This is a genomic window from Vreelandella gomseomensis (genome assembly GCF_031451645.1).
In the GTDB taxonomy this organism is placed as follows: Bacteria; Pseudomonadota; Gammaproteobacteria; order Pseudomonadales; family Halomonadaceae; genus Vreelandella; species Vreelandella gomseomensis.
In genome coordinates this window covers 50,077-68,177 of sequence record NZ_JARWAI010000013.1, presented here as the reverse complement: position 1 = coordinate 68,177, position 18,101 = coordinate 50,077, and the positions used below count along the sequence as shown (strand labels likewise).

Annotated in this window: 18 protein-coding genes and 3 tRNA genes; 18 read left to right on the top strand and 3 right to left on the bottom strand. The window is 62.2% G+C overall.

All coding sequences use genetic code 11. The features are described from left to right. The first annotated feature begins 113 nt into the window (after positions 1-113). The 6 genes from alaS (at position 114) to QC815_RS15555 (ending at position 4,997) form a co-directional block, all read left to right on the top strand. Entirely contained in the window at positions 114-2,723 is a 2,610-nt protein-coding gene (gene alaS, locus QC815_RS15580) for an alanine--tRNA ligase (protein ID WP_230447020.1), read from the top strand. A gap of 197 nt (positions 2,724-2,920) precedes the next feature. Beyond that, entirely contained in the window at positions 2,921-4,171 is a 1,251-nt protein-coding gene (locus QC815_RS15575) for an aspartate kinase (RefSeq protein ID WP_230447019.1), read from the top strand. Positions 4,172-4,364: 193 nt separating this feature from the next. Beyond that, on the top strand, positions 4,365-4,553 hold the full coding sequence (gene csrA, locus QC815_RS15570; protein ID WP_027337962.1) for a carbon storage regulator CsrA: 189 nt from the start codon (positions 4,365-4,367) through the stop codon (positions 4,551-4,553). A 122-nt stretch (positions 4,554-4,675) separates the two neighbouring features. Continuing rightward, positions 4,676-4,768: transfer RNA gene (locus tag QC815_RS15565), tRNA-Ser, on the top strand. Positions 4,769-4,785: 17 nt separating this feature from the next. Beyond that, a tRNA-Arg gene (locus QC815_RS15560) sits at positions 4,786-4,862 on the top strand. A gap of 58 nt (positions 4,863-4,920) precedes the next feature. Beyond that, positions 4,921-4,997: transfer RNA gene (locus QC815_RS15555), tRNA-Arg, on the top strand. Positions 4,998-5,115: 118 nt separating this feature from the next. Here the strand turns inward: QC815_RS15555 and QC815_RS15550 are convergent. Continuing rightward, the gene (locus QC815_RS15550) at positions 5,116-6,066 is read right to left on the bottom strand and encodes a tRNA dihydrouridine synthase (RefSeq protein WP_310540871.1); all 951 of its coding nucleotides are present in this window, start codon (positions 6,064-6,066) and stop codon (positions 5,116-5,118) included. A gap of 172 nt (positions 6,067-6,238) precedes the next feature. Here QC815_RS15550 and QC815_RS15545 point away from each other — a divergent pair, with 172 nt between their 5' ends. From QC815_RS15545 to QC815_RS15535, 3 genes are all read left to right on the top strand, one after another. Further along, positions 6,239-6,496 (top strand): OadG family protein, encoded by a 258-nt coding sequence (locus tag QC815_RS15545; RefSeq protein ID WP_230447018.1) that lies wholly within the window; start codon positions 6,239-6,241, stop codon positions 6,494-6,496. 91 nt (positions 6,497-6,587) lie between these two features. Beyond that, positions 6,588-8,396 carry a sodium-extruding oxaloacetate decarboxylase subunit alpha gene (gene oadA / locus QC815_RS15540; RefSeq protein WP_310540803.1) on the top strand — a complete coding sequence of 603 codons (1,809 nt, stop codon included), beginning with the start codon at positions 6,588-6,590 and terminating at the stop codon, positions 8,394-8,396. A 10-nt stretch (positions 8,397-8,406) separates the two neighbouring features. Continuing rightward, positions 8,407-9,729: a sodium ion-translocating decarboxylase subunit beta gene (locus QC815_RS15535; RefSeq protein ID WP_310540801.1), complete on the top strand. Its 1,323-nt coding sequence runs from the start codon at positions 8,407-8,409 to the stop codon at positions 9,727-9,729. A 71-nt stretch (positions 9,730-9,800) separates the two neighbouring features. Here the strand turns inward: QC815_RS15535 and QC815_RS15530 are convergent, their stop codons facing one another. Together QC815_RS15530 and QC815_RS15525 are read right to left on the bottom strand one after the other, a co-directional pair. Further along, the gene (locus QC815_RS15530; protein WP_230447015.1) at positions 9,801-10,424 is read right to left on the bottom strand and encodes an IMPACT family protein; all 624 of its coding nucleotides are present in this window, start codon (positions 10,422-10,424) and stop codon (positions 9,801-9,803) included. Positions 10,425-10,439: 15 nt separating this feature from the next. Continuing rightward, a complete protein-coding gene (locus tag QC815_RS15525; RefSeq protein ID WP_230447014.1) occupies positions 10,440-10,802 on the bottom strand; it encodes a LexA family protein in 363 nt (120 codons plus the stop codon). A gap of 247 nt (positions 10,803-11,049) precedes the next feature. On the opposite strand from QC815_RS15525, the gene ccmA reads away from it, so the two are divergent. Genes ccmA through ccmI form a run of 9 tightly spaced genes read left to right on the top strand, consistent with a single transcriptional unit; the run spans position 11,050 to position 18,088 of the window. Continuing rightward, positions 11,050-11,670, top strand: coding sequence for a cytochrome c biogenesis heme-transporting ATPase CcmA (ccmA, locus tag QC815_RS15520; RefSeq protein WP_230447013.1), 621 nt, complete (start codon positions 11,050-11,052; stop codon positions 11,668-11,670). An 11-nt stretch (positions 11,671-11,681) separates the two neighbouring features. After that, the gene (gene ccmB / locus QC815_RS15515; protein ID WP_422828728.1) at positions 11,682-12,416 is read left to right on the top strand and encodes a heme exporter protein CcmB; all 735 of its coding nucleotides are present in this window, start codon (positions 11,682-11,684) and stop codon (positions 12,414-12,416) included. A 13-nt stretch (positions 12,417-12,429) separates the two neighbouring features. After that, a complete protein-coding gene (locus tag QC815_RS15510) occupies positions 12,430-13,170 on the top strand; it encodes a heme ABC transporter permease (RefSeq protein WP_230447012.1) in 741 nt (246 codons plus the stop codon). After that, complete coding sequence (gene ccmD, locus QC815_RS15505) at positions 13,170-13,379, top strand: heme exporter protein CcmD (RefSeq protein WP_230447011.1); 210 nt, start codon at positions 13,170-13,172, stop codon at positions 13,377-13,379. The genes QC815_RS15510 and ccmD overlap by 1 nt, the downstream gene beginning before the upstream one ends. Then, positions 13,363-13,851 carry a cytochrome c maturation protein CcmE gene (gene ccmE, locus QC815_RS15500; protein WP_230447010.1) on the top strand — a complete coding sequence of 163 codons (489 nt, stop codon included), beginning with the start codon at positions 13,363-13,365 and terminating at the stop codon, positions 13,849-13,851. Before ccmD ends, ccmE begins: the two co-directional genes overlap by 17 nt. Before the next feature lie 43 nt (positions 13,852-13,894). Continuing rightward, positions 13,895-15,874: a heme lyase CcmF/NrfE family subunit gene (locus QC815_RS15495; protein WP_230447009.1), complete on the top strand. Its 1,980-nt coding sequence runs from the start codon at positions 13,895-13,897 to the stop codon at positions 15,872-15,874. Beyond that, complete coding sequence (locus QC815_RS15490; RefSeq protein WP_230447008.1) at positions 15,871-16,398, top strand: DsbE family thiol:disulfide interchange protein; 528 nt, start codon at positions 15,871-15,873, stop codon at positions 16,396-16,398. The genes QC815_RS15495 and QC815_RS15490 overlap by 4 nt, the downstream gene beginning before the upstream one ends. Continuing rightward, complete coding sequence (locus tag QC815_RS15485) at positions 16,389-16,859, top strand: cytochrome c-type biogenesis protein (protein ID WP_230447007.1); 471 nt, start codon at positions 16,389-16,391, stop codon at positions 16,857-16,859. Before QC815_RS15490 ends, QC815_RS15485 begins: the two co-directional genes overlap by 10 nt. Continuing rightward, positions 16,856-18,088, top strand: coding sequence for a c-type cytochrome biogenesis protein CcmI (gene ccmI, locus QC815_RS15480; RefSeq protein ID WP_230447006.1), 1,233 nt, complete (start codon positions 16,856-16,858; stop codon positions 18,086-18,088). The genes QC815_RS15485 and ccmI overlap by 4 nt, the downstream gene beginning before the upstream one ends. Positions 18,089-18,101: the final 13 nt, after the last annotated feature.

Genomic DNA, 18,101 nt, shown 5'->3' with positions numbered 1-18,101 from the left:
ACTAACTGCGGCTTTAGTCGTTTGACAACTGCGCTATAATAGCGGCTTTGCGACCCCAGCGGGTAGCGGCGACAGCGCCCTGGGGCATCACGCTTTCTTGTTACGGATACCCTATGAAGAGCGCAGAGATCAGACAGGCATTTTTATCCTTCTTTGAAGAGAATGGCCACACCATCGTGCCCACCAGTTCGCTGGTGCCGGGCAATGACCCCACGCTGCTGTTCACCAACGCGGGCATGGTGCCGTTCAAGGACGTCTTTCTGGGTCGCGACCCGCGCCCCTACGTGCGCGCAACCTCGGCGCAGCGCTGTGTGCGGGCGGGTGGCAAGCATAACGACCTGGATAACGTCGGCTATACCGCGCGCCACCACACGTTCTTCGAAATGCTGGGTAACTTCAGCTTCGGCGATTACTTCAAGCGTGATGCCATTTACTTCGCCTGGACTTTCCTGACCGAGACGCTCGGGCTGCCCAAAGACAAACTGTGGGTCACGGTGCATATCAGCGACGACGAAGCCGAGCGTATCTGGAAAGACGACATCGGCATCGACCCCGAGCGTTTCTCCAAGCTCGATGAGGATAACTTCTGGCAGATGGGCGACACCGGCCCCTGCGGCCCCAGCTCCGAGATCTTCTTCGATCACGGGCCTGAGGTGTGGGGTGGCCCGCCGGGAAGCCCGGAAGAAGACGGCGACCGCTACATCGAAATCTGGAACCTGGTCTTCATGCAGTTCGACCGTGATGCGGCGGGTACGCTCAATCCGTTGCCCAAGCCGTCTATCGATACCGGCATGGGGCTCGAGCGGGTCTCCGCCGTCATGCAGGGTGTGCACTCCAACTACGAGATCGACCTGTTCCAGAACCTGCTTCAGGCCGCTGCCCGAGCTACCGGGCACGGCGATACCGAAACGCCGTCGCTACGCGTGATTGCCGACCATATCCGCTCCTGCGCGTTTCTAATCGTTGATGGCGTGCTGCCGTCCAACGAAGGCCGTGGCTATGTGCTGCGCCGGATCATTCGCCGGGCGATTCGCCACGGCCACAAGCTGGGCGCCAACGAGCCGTTCTTCCACAAGCTGGTCGACGCCCTGGATGAAGAGATGGGCGATGCCTACCCCGAACTGCGCGACGCCAACAGCCAGATCGCGCGGATACTGCTAAAAGAAGAAGAGCAGTTTGCGCGGACGCTGGATCACGGCATGGGCCTTCTCAATGCGGCGCTGGATGAGCTGCAGGGCGACGTGCTGCCCGGTGAAACCGTGTTCAAGCTCTATGACACCTACGGCTTCCCCTACGACTTGACCGCCGATGTGTGCCGCGAGCGCGAGGTCACGCTGGATGAAGAGGGCTTCCATCGTGAACTGGAAGCCCAGCGCGAGCGTGCCCGGGCGGCAAGCCAGTTTGGCGCCGACTACAGTGCCTCGATCGAGCTCGAGGGCGAAACCACCTTTACCGGCTACGAGCGCCTGGAAGATCAGGCGAGCGTCACCGCGCTGGTCGATGCCCAAGGCAACGAACTTGCCGCGCTGGAAGCCGGGCAAAAGGGCATCGTGGTGCTTGATCGCACCCCGTTCTACGGTGAGTCCGGCGGCCAGGTCGGCGATACCGGTTACCTGCATGTCGATGGTGGTCGCTTTCAGGTGACGGATACCCAGAAGCAGAGCGGTCATCATCTTCACCAGGGCATCATGGTCGAAGGAACCTTGAACGTCGGCGACAGCGTGCGCGGCGAAGTAGATGCTGGCTTGCGTACCGCGACCCTGCGCAACCACTCGGCCACGCACCTGCTGCATCAGGCGCTGCGTATGGTACTGGGCGACCACGTCCAGCAGAAAGGTTCGCTGGTGAATGCCGAACGCCTGCGGTTTGATTTCAGCCACTTCGAGCCGATGACCGATGCGCAGCTGGCCGAGGTCGAGCGCCTGGTAAACGAGCAGATTCTGGCCAACGCGCCGACCAAGATTGAGCAGATGAGCCTCGATCAGGCCAAGGCCAAGGGCGCCGCCGCGCTGTTTGAAGCCAAATACGCCGATAATGTCCGCGTCCTGACCATCGGCGCCGACGACTTTTCGATCGAGCTGTGCGGCGGTACCCACGTGGCGCGCAGCGGCGATATCGGCTGCTGCCACCTGGTCAGCGAAGTCGGTATTGCCTCGGGCGTGCGCCGCATCGAAGCCATTACCGGCGACAATGCCCTGGCCTATTTCCGCGAGCAGGAAGCCCGCCTCCAGCGGCTGGGCGAGCGCCTGAAGACCAAGCCCGAGCAGGTCGAGTCGCGGGTGGAGTCGCTGGTCGAGCGCAATCGCAGCCTGGAAAAGGAGCTCGAGCAGGTCAAGGCCAAGCTGGCCAGCGCCGCCGGTAGCGACATGCTCAGCCAGGTTCAGGACGTCAACGGCGTGAATCTGCTGGCCACCCAGTTGGACGGCGTCTCTGGCAAGGAGCTGCGCGGCATTCTCGACCAGCTCAAGAACAAGCTGGGCTCGGGCGTTATCATCCTTGGCGTTGCCGATGAGGCGGCGGGCAAGGTCAGCCTGATCGCCGGGGTCACCAAGGATCTTACCGAACGAGTGAAAGCCGGCGAGCTGGTCAATCACGTGGCCTCGCAGGTCGGCGGTAAAGGCGGTGGCCGAGCGGATATGGCTCAGGCGGGGGGCAGTCGACCCGATGCCCTTCCCGGTGCGTTGAACAGCGTACCGGCATGGTTGGAAGACACGCTTAGCTAAACAGCGAGGCCGGTGGCATTATCTGCTATCGGCCTTTTGCTTGTGGGGAGGGCGAAACGTCATCTTTCGCCTCCCCCGGTATCTTCCATTCCCTACACTTTCACTCTCTATATTTCCAACACATAGATTTCGAAAACACAGATCTCAAAAACATAGATTTCCAACACATACATTGTCAAAACACAGGAAAACGGCATATGGCACTATACGTACAGAAGTTCGGCGGCACCTCGGTGGGCTCTGTCGACCGTATCAAGGCCGTGGCGGAAAAGGTCAAAGGGTTCCGCGACCAGGGGCACCAGGTCGTGGTGGTGGTCTCCGCGATGAGCGGCGAGACCAACCGGCTGACCGAGATGGCCAACGCGCTGAACGACGATCCCGCGCCCCGGGAAATGGACATGCTGCTGTCTACCGGTGAGCAGGTCACGATCTCGCTGCTGGCGATGGCGCTGCAGCAGGCCGGCGTCGCCGCTACCTCCCATACCGGCGCGCAGGTCGGTATCCATACCGACAGTGCCTATACGAAGGCACGTATCCAGCGTATCGAGACCGATGACCTGAAAGCCGACCTGGACGCGGGTCAGGTGGTCGTCGTCGCCGGTTTCCAGGGCGTGGACGAAGACGGCAACATTACCACCCTCGGGCGAGGCGGCTCGGACACCACCGGGGTGGCCCTGGCGGCGGCGCTAGGCGCCGATGAGTGCCAGATCTATACCGACGTCGATGGTGTCTACACCACCGACCCGCGCGTCTGCTCCAAGGCGCAGCGGCTGGAAAACATTACCGTTGAAGAAATGCTCGAGCTGGCAAGCCTGGGCTCGAAAGTGCTGCAGATTCGCGCGGTCGAATTTGCCGGCAAGTACAACGTTCCCCTGCGGGTGCTGTCCAGCTTTGAAGACGGCCCCGGTACCCTGATTGTTGCTGAAGCAGACCAAGACGAGGACTCCATGGAAGAACCGCTGATTTCCGGTATCGCCTTCACGAAAAACGAAGCCAAGCTGACCCTGCTCAATACCCCCGACGTGCCGGGTGTGGCGTCACGTATTCTGGGCCCGATCGCCGACGCCAACATCGAAGTCGACATGATCGTTCAGAACGTGGCACCGGCGGGTGACTACACCGACTTTACCTTTACCGTCGCCAAGGGCGATTACAAGGCCACCAAGAAGCTGCTCGAAGAGACCGTGATCCCGGGGCTCGGCGGCGGCGAGTTGCGTGGCGATGATAATATCGCCAAGGTGTCGCTGGTAGGTGTTGGCATGCGCTCCCACGCTGGGGTGGCTTCCAAGATGTTCCGCGTCCTGGCCGACGAGAACGTCAATATCCGGATGGTGTCCACCTCGGAAATCAAGATTTCGGTGGTCATCGACGAGAAACACATGGAGCTTGCCGTCAATGCCCTGCACAAGGCATTTGGCCTGGATAAATCAGATATCGAATCTGAATAACATTAACGCCTGATACCTTCTACGCTGAAGGGTACTTGCTGCCGTGTGGTGGTGAGCTTTCTTTCAACGGGAGGTTAAGGTGTCATGGAGCCGTTGCCATTGGTGGTCGGGGGTACCATGCCGCATAATGGCATGGTGCCGCTGCTGGCGGACACATCCCGTTGTATAAAAACGTCTGAGAAGGAGATCAGCCATGCTCATCCTAACCCGCCGTGTCGGCGAAACCCTGATGATAGGGGACGAAATCACCGTCACAGTACTAGGTGTGAAAGGTAACCAAGTACGTATTGGCGTTAATGCGCCAAAAGACGTGGCGGTTCACCGTGAAGAAATCTACCAGCGTATTCAGCGCGAACGTAGCGGTGAAAATGAAGCGGAATGAGCGCTGGTCAGCGGCGCACTAGTATCGCGTCATGCGCGTAAGGTAAGGTCGGCGCGAAAAAAATTCCGGACGGGGCTGGACAACTTTCCCTCAAATCGGTAATATTCGCGCCGTGCCGTTAAGGAGAGGTGGCCGAGTGGCTGAAGGCGCTCCCCTGCTAAGGGAGTATAGGGTTTATAGCCCTATCGAGGGTTCGAATCCCTCTCTCTCCGCCAACCGCACATTAAGGTCTGCGCCCGTAGCTCAGCTGGATAGAGTATCTGACTACGAATCAGAGGGTCGGAGGTTCGAATCCTCCCGGGCGCGCCACCTTTTTAGATGATGTTTTGCCCGCATTGTTAAATCGATAACGTGGAAAATCATCCACGCGCCCGTAGCTCAGCTGGATAGAGTATCTGACTACGAATCAGAGGGTCGGAGGTTCGAATCCTCCCGGGCGCGCCAGATTCCAAACCCGTCCTTCTATGAGGACGGGTTTTCTGTTTTCTAGCCAGGCTCAGGTGGCTCGCGCCGGAGTCTTGCGATCGTGTGTAGCGCCCCGCTTAACGGTAGGGCGCTTTTTTTATGCCGGTTCGGCGGTTCTGAGGGGCACGACCAGGCTTTCAAGCAAGGTGTCCAGGGCGGTAATCCGCTTGACGCGCTGAAAGTGGTGGTCGGCCTCCGCATTCCCCTGACGCATCTGCGCAAGCCACTGCTTGACCAGCGAGACCACAACCCGGTCGGGAAGCTGCTGGCGCTGGCGGTGGGCGTACTCCTTGAGCACCCCGGCGCGCATTGGCCAGGTAGTGTCGGCCAGGCGTTCGCCGGTGCTCTGCCAGTGGCGTATTCTGGGCGCCAGCCAGGGGTCGGCCAGGGCGCTGCGTCCCAGCATGACATCGCGACAGCCTGATAGCGTGCGCGCCTTCCAGTAATCCTCCAGCGTCCAGATATCACCGTTTGCCACCACCGGCAGCGATACGCAATGGCGAATCTTGGCAATCCACTCCCAGTGGGCGGGTGGGCGATAGCCTTCGTCGCGGGTGCGGCCGTGAACCACCAGCCGCGCCGCGCCGCCGGCTTCGGTGGCCTGGGCGCAGGCAACGGCCAGGCGGCGGTCAGAAAACCCCAAGCGGATTTTTGCCGTCACGGGAATGTCACCGTCGAGGGCGTCAGCAACCGCTTTCACGGCCTGGTAAACGCGCTCGGGCTGGCGCAGTAGCGACGCGCCGCCGTCGTGGCGGTTGACGAGCTTCGCCGGGCAGCCGAAATTGAGGTCGATGCTGCGTGCACCCAGCGACAGCGCCTGGCGAGCGTTGGCGGCGAGAGCCGCCGGATCGGCGCCCAGCAGCTGTAGGTGGACGGGAATGCCGCTGGGGGTGGCAACCGGAGACTGGGCGAGTTCAGGGCAGTGCTTGTAGAACACGCGCGGTGGCAGACGCGCGTCGACCACGCGGACGAACTCGGTCACCGTCCAGTCAAACCCGGGGGTGACCGTCAGTAGCTCGCGGGTGACGGCATCGATCACCCCCTCCATGGGGGCTAGTCCGATTTCGCCTTTATGTAGTAAATTAACAACCATGACTTAAACCATCGCGCCATTGCATTCTTCATAGGGTGTGGCAGGTTAGTGTATTCCCCGCACTGCGCCAAGCGTCAATGAGCAGTCGCGTTGATGGTCTTATCGGCTATAAGGAAGGAGAGGCCTTATGCAGGATCCTGAACTATTACAAGAAGGCCTTGGCCTGATGGCACTTGGCATGGGGTTTGTGTTTGTTTTTCTTGGGGTTTTAGTGTTTTCGATGACGCTCATGTCGGGCGTCATCAGGCGTTTTCAGCCCGTTCCCGCACCGGCTGCGCCGCGGGCCAGGACCCAGCCGGCTGCCTCGCCAGCCTCGCAGGATGATGAAACCCTCGCAGTGATCAGTGCTGCCGTGCACCGTTATCGCCATAAAACACGTCGTTAACTTTCCTGGTTTGCCGGGGTGATTCGCGCAAACCGGGTATAATTTTGTTATTTTTACTACAAATAAACATTCCTTGACTACGAGCCAAGCCATGAACGAAACAAAACGCCCACTAGGCATTACTGATGTCGTCCTGCGCGATGCCCACCAATCGCTGTTTGCTACCCGGTTGCGGCTGGCGGACATGCTGCCCATTGCGGAAAAGCTGGATCAGGTCGGTTATTGGTCACTGGAAACCTGGGGGGGCGCCACCTTCGACGCCTGCATTCGCTATCTGGGTGAAGACCCCTGGGAGCGTATTCGCGCTCTGAAAGACGCCATGCCCAACACCCCTCAGGCGATGCTGCTGCGCGGTCAGAACCTGCTGGGCTATCGTCACTATGCCGACGACGTGGTGGACAAGTTTGTCGAGCGCGCCAAGACCAATGGCGTCGACGTGTTCCGGGTGTTCGATGCGATGAACGACCCGCGCAACCTGGAGCGTGCCATCAAGGCGGTACGTCAGGTCGGCGGCCATGCCCAGGGCACCATTTCCTATACCGTGAGCCCGGTTCATACCCTGGATAGCTGGGTTGACCTCGCCAAGACCATTGCGTCCATGGGCGCGGACTCGCTGGCTATCAAGGATATGGCGGGCCTGCTTACGCCCTACACGGCGTATGAGCTGGTATCGCGCCTCAAGAAAGAGCTGTCGATCCCCGTGCACCTGCATTGCCATGCCACCACCGGGCTCTCTACCTCGACGATTCTCAAGGCGGTCGAAGCCGGCATCGATAACGTCGATACCGCGATTTCGTCGATGTCGATGACCTACGGCCACAGCCCCACCGAGTCGGTGGTGGCGATGCTCAAGGATACCGATCGCGATACCGGGCTGGATCTCGAGCTGCTGGAAGACATTGCCAGCTACTTCCGCGGCGTACGCAAGAAGTACGCCGCCTTTGAAGGCTCGCTGCGCGGCATCGACTCGCGCATCCTGATCGCCCAGGTGCCCGGCGGCATGCTGACCAACATGGAAGGCCAGCTCAAGGAGCAGGGCGCCGGCGACAAGCTGGACGATGTCTTGACCGAGATTCCCCGCGTGCGCGAAGACCTGGGCTTTATCCCGCTGGTCACGCCGACCTCGCAGATTGTCGGTACCCAGGCCGTCATGAACGTGATGATGGGCGAGCGCTACAAGTCGATTTCCAAGGAAGTTCAGGCGCTGCTCAAGGGCGAATACGGCGCCGCGCCAGCACCGTTCAACAGCGAGCTGCAGCAGCGCGTGCTGGACGGTGGTGAGCCCATCACCTGCCGTCCGGCGGACAACCTCTCACCGGAAATGGATAAGCTCGCAAGCGAGCTGAAAGACCACGCCAAGGCCGACGGTATTCGCCTGGCCGACGGCGAGCAGCAGGTCGACGACGTGCTGACCTACGCGCTGTTTCCGCAGATTGGCCTCAAATTTCTCAAGAACCGCGACAATCCGGACGCCTTTGAGCCCGAACCCCAGGCGGCCGAGGCGCAAAGCGCCAGCGGACCCGCCAAGGCGGAAGGTGCGGCGCCAGTGGCGAGCAGCAGCGGTCCGGAAACCTACACCGTCAAGCTCAACGGCAAGGCGTTTGTCGTCGAAGTCGCCGAAGGCGGCGACATAAGCGACGTCAAGGAGCAGGCTACCGCCGGCGCCGCCCCCGAGGCGCCCGCGCCGAGTGGCGAGGCGATCACCGCTCCCCTGGCGGGCAACATCTTCAAGGTCAATGTGCGCAAGGGCGACACCGTCGCCGAGGGCGACGTGGTGATCATTCTCGAGGCCATGAAAATGGAAACCGAGGTGCGCGCCAGCAGCGCCGGGACCGTGTCGGCCGTGAGCGTCAGTGAAGGCGACAGCGTTGCCGTCGGCGATACGCTGATCGAACTCTGAGGATTCCGACATGGATAAACTCGTAACCTTATGGGAAGGCTCCGGGCTTTATAACCTTGAGCTTGGCCAAGTCGTAATGCTCGCGGTGGGGCTGTTGCTGCTGTACCTCGCCATCTACAAGAAGTTTGAGCCGTTGCTGCTGGTGCCGATCGGCTTTGGCGGCATTCTCGCCAACATTCCCGAGGCGGGATTGGCGCTCTCGGCCCTTGAGCAGGCGGTCGAGGTCGGTCGTCCTGCGCTGCTGGAGCAGTTGGCCTCGGCACTGGGTGGCAGTCTGGATAGCCAGGCGAGCGTCGACAGCTGGCGCGCGTCGCTTGAGCAGATGATGGCGGGTGACGCCACGGCCCAACAGATAGCCGGCGCGAAGGCCATCGCCAGCGGTGCCGGCTATGGCGACGGCATGCTGTACGTGTTCTACACTGTGGCTATTACCTCGGGGATTGCCCCCTTGATCATCTTCATGGGCGTCGGCGCGATGACCGACTTCGGCCCGCTGCTGGCCAACCCGCGCACGCTGTTTCTGGGTGCCGCCGCACAGTTCGGCATCTTTGCCACGCTGTTTGGCGCCGTGCTGTTGTCGTCGATGGGGTGGATGGATTTCTCGCTCAACCAGGCCGCCGCCATCGGTATTATCGGCGGCGCGGATGGTCCGACCTCGATCTACGTATCGAGCATGCTGGCGCCCGAACTGCTGGGGGCGATTGCCGTGGCCGCTTACGCCTACATGGCGCTGGTGCCGTTGATTCAGCCCCCGATCATGCGTCTGCTGACCACCAAGAAAGAGCGCGAGATCACCATGACGCAGCTGCGCCCGGTGTCGAAGCTCGAGAAGATCGTCTTTCCGGTACTACTGCTGATCCTGGTGGCGCTGTTCCTGCCCGACGCCTCGCCGCTGCTGGGGATGTTCTGCTTTGGCAACCTGATGCGCGAATGCGGCGTGGTCGAGCGGCTGAGTGACACGGCCCAGAACGCGCTGATTAATATCGTGACGATCTTGCTGGGCCTGGCAGTGGGCTCCAAGCTCATGGCGGAGAGCTTCCTGTCGGTCGAAACGCTGGGCATCATGGCACTGGGGATCGTGGCCTTCGGGATCGGCACCACGGCTGGCGTGTTGATGGCCAAGCTGATGAACGTCGTGAGCAAAATGCCGATCAACCCGCTGATCGGCGCGGCGGGGGTCTCGGCGGTGCCGATGGCAGCGCGAGTCGCCAACAAGGTGGGGCTCGAGTCCAACCCGCATAACTTCCTGCTGATGCACGCCATGGGACCCAACGTGGCGGGGGTCATCGGCTCGGCGGTGGCTGCGGGCGTGATGATCAAGTACTTGGGTTGACCACGCTCCAGGCGAACATGTATCTCTAACCACGCAATCGGCCGCTCCTTCAGGGGCGGCCATTTTTTTGCTTATAGCGAGACCGTCTGCGCGCTGAGGGACTGCTTGAGGCGGCTTTCCAGCGGGCCAAGGTCGAGCGGCCAATCGCTGGGCCAGCCAATCGTCAGCGCCACGCCGTTTCCATCGTACTGAGCATCAATGACCGGGATGGCCTGTTCATCGCACCACGCCCGGGCAATTGCCTCGTCGGCAAAGGTGAAGCGTACCCGGTAGTGATCGCGCTCGATGATTTCGCGGGTGGGCAGCGTAGCCAGGGCGTGATTCACCGCCTGGGCGTAGGCGCGCGCCAGGCCGCCGGTGCCCAGTTTGGTGCCGCCGAAGTAGCGGATGACCACGCAGCCGATATCGCCCAGCTGGCTGCCCTGAAGCGCCTGGTACATGGGTCGGCCGGCGGTACCGCCCGGCTCGCCGTCATCGGAGAAGCCAATCCGCTGCTGCTCGCCGGGAGCGGCGGCTATATAGGCCAGGCAGTGGTGGCTGGCGCTGGGGTGCGCCTGTCTGGCCGCCGTGGCAAGCGCATTGACGGCGTCGAGGTCGGGTGTATGGGCGATCCAGGCAATAAAGCGGCTTTTCTCGACGTCGATCTCGTCGATGTGCCAGCGGCCCGGGGGCAAGTGGGGTATGCGGTAGCGCATGAACATCCAGGCGGTTTAATGTGTCACGGAATGATGCTCAATTCCCATGAACATGCCAAGTACCTGAATATCACGATTGTGCAAAAACACCTCGGAGTGCCGGCCATCATCCAGCCATAGGCGAACGCCCGTTCGGCTGATCGACAACTGCTTGAGGGCAAGTGTCTGGTGGTTGATCTCGGCGATGACGGTTTCGTCCTGGTTGTCGTGCTGGTAGCGCCGAATCACGATGACGTCACCATCGAACAGGTTGCAGTTGGCCATTCGATTACCCCGCACTTTCAGGGTGTAGGTATTGCGACGCGTCATCCGGGCGGCCGGCGACGGGATCGTGTAGGGGCTTGGCATGGGGCGAATCGGCGGCAATGAGGTATTCATCGACATGTTCATCGGCTTTCTCCAAATCAGCGCCCTATCCCTAGGCAGGCAAACGGTAGACATGTTGATCAGTGCGGCAGTACATGTCTTTTCATACAGTGTTTATCCAGTATAAACCTGTTTTTGCATACAGTGCCAGGGAAAATTTATCCAGGGGTTCACCCCCCTCTGCCTCGACTGGCGAGAGGGGGGATTTACGTGTAGAGTTCGCTAACGTTCGAGCAAGATAAATCTGTCTGGAGTCGCCGTGGCCCTATGTCTGGAAGCCCGTCAGTTGGGCTGCGAGCGTGATGACCGCTGGCTCTTCGAGGGGCTGGATATCGACGTCAAAGGCGGTGACATCTGGCGCGTGGACGGCCCCAACGGCAGCGGCAAGACCACCCTGTTGAAAATCCTTGCCGGCCAGCTGGCGGATTATTCAGGCACGCTGCGCTGGCAAGGCAACCCCCTTCACCGCGCCCGCGCGCACTTCGCGGCCAATCTGCTGTATCTGGGTCACGCCCCAGGCGTCAGCGCGGGTCTCACGCCGCTTGAGAATCTGGCCTGGTATCAGGCGTTACACGGCGAACGCGGCAGCGAAGCACAGCGTGAAGCGGCCCTCTCGACGATGGGGCTCGAGGGGCTGGAAGATGTCCCCGCCGGGCGACTGTCGGCGGGGCAGCAGCGTCGGGTCGCGCTGGCAAGGCTGAGCCTGACGCCAAGGGCTCTGTGGATACTGGATGAGCCGTTTACGGCTATTGATCACGCTGGCGTCGCGGCGCTGGAAACGCAGATAGCGGCTCATGCGCAGGCCGGTGGCGCCGTTGTGATGACCACCCACCACACACTTAATATCGCGCACCCGCTATGTCATATTGCGCTGGGGTAAAGGAGCCAGGGTTGCCGCTTTCAGAAACCACACGGCGCGTCGCGGTCATCAGCGAGCCGGCTGACAAACAGCACCTCGGCATTGCGCTGGGCGCTACCCTGATGCGTGATCTTAACCGTATGCGGCGGCGCCCCGGCGATGTGCTCAATCCGCTGGTGTTTTATGCCCTGGCGGTGAGTCTGTTTCCGATGGGTATCTCTCCCGAGGCATCGCTACTGGCGGTGATGGCGCCCGGCCTGCTTTGGGTCACGGCGCTGCTCGCCGCGCTTTTGTCGCTGGATGGCCTGTTTCGCAGCGATTTCGACGATGGCAGTCTGGAGCAGATGATGCTCTGCCCGCATCCGCTCACGTCGCTAGCCGTCGCCAAAGTGGCGGCGCACTGGCTGTTGACCGGCTTGCCGATGGCGCTGATGGCCCCCGTGCTTGGCATTTTGCTGGCGCTGCCGATGAACAGTATCGGTGTACTGATGGCGTCGTTGGTGTTGGGCAGCGCCAGCCTGAGCCTGATCGGCGGGATCGGCGCGGCCCTGACCGTCGGTTTGCCGCGTGGCAGCGTGTTACTCTCGCTGTTGGTGCTGCCGCTTTACATTCCGGTGCTGATTTTTGGCAGTGGGGCGGTGCAGGCCGCCATCATGGGCGACGCCGTGCTGCCCCACCTGGCCTTGCTGGGGGCCTTGCTGGCAGCAGCGCTGATATTTTCTCCCTGGGCCATCGCGGCGTCGCTTCGTATCAGTATCAACGGATAGGGATGGGCACTGTATGTGGGGCTTGATACACAAGCTGGGTTCGCCCAAATGGTTTTATCAACTGAGCGCACGGCTGCAGCCCTGGTGCTGGGGGGCGGCGATACTGCTGCTGGTGACCGGCAGCGTGTGGGGCCTTTTCTTCGCGCCTGCCGACTACCAACAGGGCAACAGCTTCCGCATCATCTATGTCCATGTGCCGGCCGCCTTCCTGGCGCAGTCGGTGTTCGTGACCATGGCGGTGGCCGGCCTGGTCTATATGGTCTGGAAAATCAAGGTCGCCGACATGGCGGCGGCGGCCATGGCGCCTCTGGGTGCCGCCATGACCTTTGTAGCGCTGTTTTCCGGCGCGGTCTGGGGAGTGCCTACCTGGGGCACCTGGTGGATGTGGGACGCTCGGTTGACCTCCATGCTGATTCTGCTGTTTCTGTATATCGGGGTGATCGCGCTGCGCGGTGCCTTTGGTCGTCGGGATAGCGGTGCCCGGGCAGCATCGGTACTGGCGATGGTCGGGGTGATCAATATTCCCATCATCAAGTACTCCGTGGACTGGTGGTACACCCTGCACCAGCCGGCGTCGTTTACGCTGACCGCCAGGCCCTCGATGCCGCTTGAAATGTGGCTGCCGTTGCTCATCATGGTGCTGGGCTTTTACTGCTTTTTCATTGCCCTTACGCTAATGCGAACGCGCAGCGAAATACTTCGCCGTGAAGCCAAGGCAAGGTGGGTTCAGGCGCTGATCGAGGAGGCCCGCTAATGACGATGGCGTCACTGGTTGAATGGGCCGCCATGGGCGGCCATGGTCGCTTCGTGTGGTCGGCCTGGGGCGTCACCGCCGTGTTCATGGTGGGGCTTGCGCTGCACGCCCGGCTTGAGCGGCGGCAATTGCTGCGCCAGCTGAAGCGTCAGGCACGCCGTCAAACGCCGTCCCCACCCAGAGGGCCGTCCCATGACCCCGACGCGTAAGCGCAAGCTGCTGGTCATCGTTACCCTGGTCAGCCTGGCTGCCGTGGCCGTAGGGCTTTCGCTGTATGCGCTGCGCGCCAACATCAATCTGTTTTTCAGCCCTGTGCAGATTGCCCAGGGTGAAGCGCCGCTCGAGCGCTCTATTCGCGCGGGCGGCATGGTGAAAGTGGGCTCCGTATCCCGAGATGCCGAGAGCCTGAACGTGGCGTTTACCGTCACCGACTATGTGGATGACCTGCCGGTTGACTATCAGGGTATCCTGCCTGACCTGTTCCGCGAAGGTCAGGGCGTGGTGGTGGTGGGTGAGCTGCAGGACGACGGTCGTTTCCGCGCCGATGACGTGCTGGCCCGCCACGATGAAAACTACATGCCCCCCGAAGTGGCGCAGGCCCTGGAAGACGCCGGCTACTCCCCCGCCGATTTTCAGGCCAAGGCCGCCGAAGTAGGCCGCCAGCAGGAGGACGACACGTGATCCCCGCACGGCTTGCCCGTTTCAGCCCGGCGCCGGAGCGTCCATGCTGATCCGTCTGATCCCTGAAATAGGCCACTTTGCCCTGATCATTGCGCTGCTGATGGCCGTGGTTCAGGCCGTGCTGCCGCTTGCCGGTGCCGCGACGCGTCGGCCGCTATGGATGGCCTACGGCCAGCCGATGGCGACCGGCCAGTTCGTGTTCGTGCTGCTGGCCTACGGGTGTTTGACGGCAAGCTACCTGCTGGACGACTACAGCGTGGTCAACGTCGCCAGCAACGCCAATTCGCTGCTGCCCTGGTACTACAAGCTGAGCGCCGTATGGGGCAATCACGAAGGCTCGGTGCTGCTGTGGAGTCTGATGCTGGCGGGCTGGGGGTGCGTCGCCGCCTGGCGGTCGCAGCGCCTGCCCCGGGATATGCTCGCCCGGGTGCTGGGGGTGCTGGGGCTGATCAGCAGCGGCTTTTTGCTATTCGTACTGCTGACCTCCAATCCCTTTGAGCGGCAGCTCTTGACGACGCCCGCAGACGGCGCCGACCTCAATCCGTTACTTCAGGATATCGGGCTGATCGTTCACCCGCCGATGCTCTACATGGGCTACGTGGGGTTTTCCGTGGTCTTCGCGTTTGCCATCGCCGCCCTGCTTGGCGGGCGGCTGGACGCTGCCTGGACCCGCTGGGCGCGGCCCTGGACCAACATTGCCTGGGCGTTTCTGACGGTCGGCATTGCCCTGGGCAGCTGGTGGGCCTACTACGAGCTGGGCTGGGGTGGCTGGTGGTTCTGGGACCCGGTGGAAAACGCCTCGCTGCTGCCCTGGCTGACCGGAACGGCCCTGGTACATTCGCTGGCGGTCACCGAAAAGCGCGGCTCCTTCAAGAGCTGGACCGTGCTGCTGGCCATTGCCACCTTCTCGCTGTCGTTGATGGGCACCTTTCTGGTGCGCTCCGGCGTGCTGACCTCGGTGCACGCCTTCGCCAACGACCCTTCCCGGGGGCTGTTCATTCTGGTGCTGCTGGCGATTACCGTCACGCTGTCACTGCTGGTGTTCGCGCTGCGCGCGCCTCGGGTCAGCCATGCCGTGGGGTTCAACTGGCTGTCCAGGGATGCCCTGCTGCTGATCAATAACGGGTTGCTGGTGACCGCGACGATGACGGTGCTGCTGGGCACCCTGTACCCGTTGATCCTGGATTCGCTGGGGCTGGGTAAAATCAGCGTCGGGCCGCCTTACTTCAATGCCTTGTTTGTACCGCTCACGGTCATTACTTGCCTGTTCATGGGGCTTGGGCCCATGGCGCGCTGGAAGTCGACCTCGCCAGGCGAGCTCGTGCGCCGGCTATGGTGGGCCGGGCTCGCCGCGCTCGTTTTAGGCGCGCTGATTCCGCTGGTGTATCGCGGCGAGTGGAACCTATGGGTGACGCTGGGCCTGACGATGGCGCTATGGATCGTGCTGTCGCTGGGCCGTGACCTGGTCGGCAGGCTGCGCCAGGGCCGCTCGGCGCGGCAGGCGCTGCGCCGTCTTTCGCTGTCATACTGGGGCATGGTGCTCGGCCATCTGGGTGTGGCGGTGACCATCATCGGCGCCACTGTGGTGTCCCATTATGCGGTGGAAGAGAGCGTGCGCATGGCGCCGGACACAAGCGTTTCCGTCGCGGGTTATCAGTTCACCATGACCGGGATAAGCGAACGGCGTGGCCCTAATTACCTGGCCGATACCGCCGTGATCGAAGTGCAGCGTGGCGACAGCCGCCGCCGGTTCGTGATGCAGCCCGAGAAGCGTCTCTATCTGGCGACCGGCATGCCCATGACCCAGGTGGCGCTTAGCCCTGGCCTGTTCCGCGATCTCTACGTGGCCATGGGAGAAGACCTGGGCGACGGCAGCTGGGCAATGCGTATCCAGTACAAGCCGTTTGTGCGCTGGCTGTGGCTGGGGGGATTGCTGATGGCGCTGGGCGGCGTGCTGGCGGTGGCGGATAAGCGCTATCGCCGCGCACGCCCGGCTCGGCTTGCGCAGGAGGGACGGGGATGAAGCGACGTTTACTTTTATTGCTGATGCCGGTGATGTTTCTGGGGCTGGCGCTGTTTTTCTACGTGCGCCTGTCCGAAGACCCCTCAGCGCGCGATTCGGCGCTGATGGCGCGTGATTTCCCCGCCTTCGAGGCCACCACGCTGCGCGACCCCGAGCGGCGCGTCGACCCGTCGCTGTTCGAAGGCGAGCTGACGCTGGTCAACGTCTGGGGCGAGTGGTGCCCGGCCTGTCGCCAGGAAATGCCTCAGCTACTCGATCTCGCCGAGCGCAATATTCGCCTGGTGGGCGTCAACTACCGCGATACCCGCGAGGCGGGGCTTGCGTTTCTCGACGAGTTTGGTGATCCCTTCGCGGTCAATATCTTTGATCCGGATGGCGAGCTGGGCTTTGAGCTGGGCGTCATTGGCGCGCCGGAGACGTTTCTGGTCGATGCCCAGGGCGTTATCCGCTACCACCACAAGGGCTATGTGTCGCCCGAGGATGTCCACGACCGTCTATTGCCGGAGGTGGAAAAATGGCGCTAGGTCGCTTGATAGTCCTGACGGTATTGCTCTGCCTTTCGCTGCCTGCCTTGGCCGGTGGCATCGAGCTGCGCGACTTCGACGATCCGCTGACGGAGGAACGCTATCGCGACCTGACCGCTTCCATGCGCTGCCCGCTATGCGAGAACCAGGCGATCAACGACTCCGATGCGCCCATTTCGGCGGATATGCGCGAACGGGTTTACCGGTTGCTGCAGGAGGGGAAGTCCGACACCGAAATCATTCACCACATGGTGCAGCGATTCGGCGACTACATTCTTTATAACCCCCGTCTGGAGCAGCGCACCTACCTGCTCTGGGGGCTGCCGGTCGGCCTGCTGGTGCTGACCGGCGTGGTGGTGGCGCTGATCGTGCGGGCTCGTCGCCATGCCTCGGCGAAGGCCCTGACAGCAGATGAGCAGGCGCGCCTCGATGCCTTGAAGGCGCGTAAGGAGTCATCGTGACGCTGCTGTGGATAGCGCTCGCCGGTGTATTGCTGCCTGCGCTGTGGCTGCTGGTGCTGCCGATGCGCAAGGCGCGTCGCTGGCATGACGCCCAGTCGACGTTTGAACAACACGACACCGCCGTCGAGCAAAACGTGGCCATCTTCCAGCGGCGGCTCGCCGCGCTGGATGCCGCCCACCAAGCGGGCAAGGTGGATCAACGCCAGTACGATGAAGAGAAACTGGCGCTGGAGCGCAGCTTGCTCGACGATACCGCCACCCTCAAACGCAGGCCGCTCAAGTCGCCCGCGTCGGGGCGCTGGGCGGTTCCGCTGGTCATGCTCGCGCTGGTCGTTGGCAGCGTGGTGTGGTACCAGCAGCAAGGGGCGGAAGACGACCTTGTTCTGTGGGCCATCGGTCAGGATGTGCGCGAGGATCCCGAGGGCTCCCAGGCACGCTACCTTGAAAGGCTGGAGGCCCAGATAAGCGAGCAGCCGGAAAACCCCCATCTGTGGAGCACGCTGTTCTCGCTGTATCGGGAAACCGGCCAGATGGACAACGCCGTCACCGCGCTTGAACGATTGATTGCCCTGGAAGGCCGCTTGCCGTCATTGCTCGCCCAGCTCGCGCAGCTGCGCTTTTTCATGGCCAAGCGCACGCTTACCGACGAGGTCCAGGCGCTGATTGACGAGGTGCGCGAGGCCGACCCGCGTCAGCCCACGGCGCTGAGTATTCTCGGCATCCACGCGTTCGATCAGGGCGATTACGCTACCGCCATCGACCGCTGGCGGCGGGCCGTGGCCAACGTGGAAGACCCGGCGATTGCCGCGTCGCTGCGCCAGGGTATTCGGGTGGCCCAGGGCCGTATGGGCGACGAGACGCCAGCGTCTGCAGGCCCGGGCGTGCGGGTCAGCGTATCGCTGGATCCCGCCCTGGCCGATCAGGTTGACGGTGATGATAAACTCTTTGTTCTGGCGCGCGACGTAGAGGGCGAACGACCGCCGTTGGCGGTGGTTCAGGGTCTGGTGTCCGAACTGCCGATGACCGTGGTGCTCGACGACCGCGCCGCCATGACCGCCGACGCGCAGATTTCCCAGGCGCGGGAAGTCCGCCTGATGGTGCGTGTGTCGCCCAGCGGCCAGGCGACGCCCCAGGCGGGGGATTTATGGGGGGATGTAGATCGGGTCGAGGTAGGCCCGCTCGACGGGCAAGCGGCTACCAGGGTGATCATTGATCGTGTTTTTGAATAATCTCAGCGTGTAC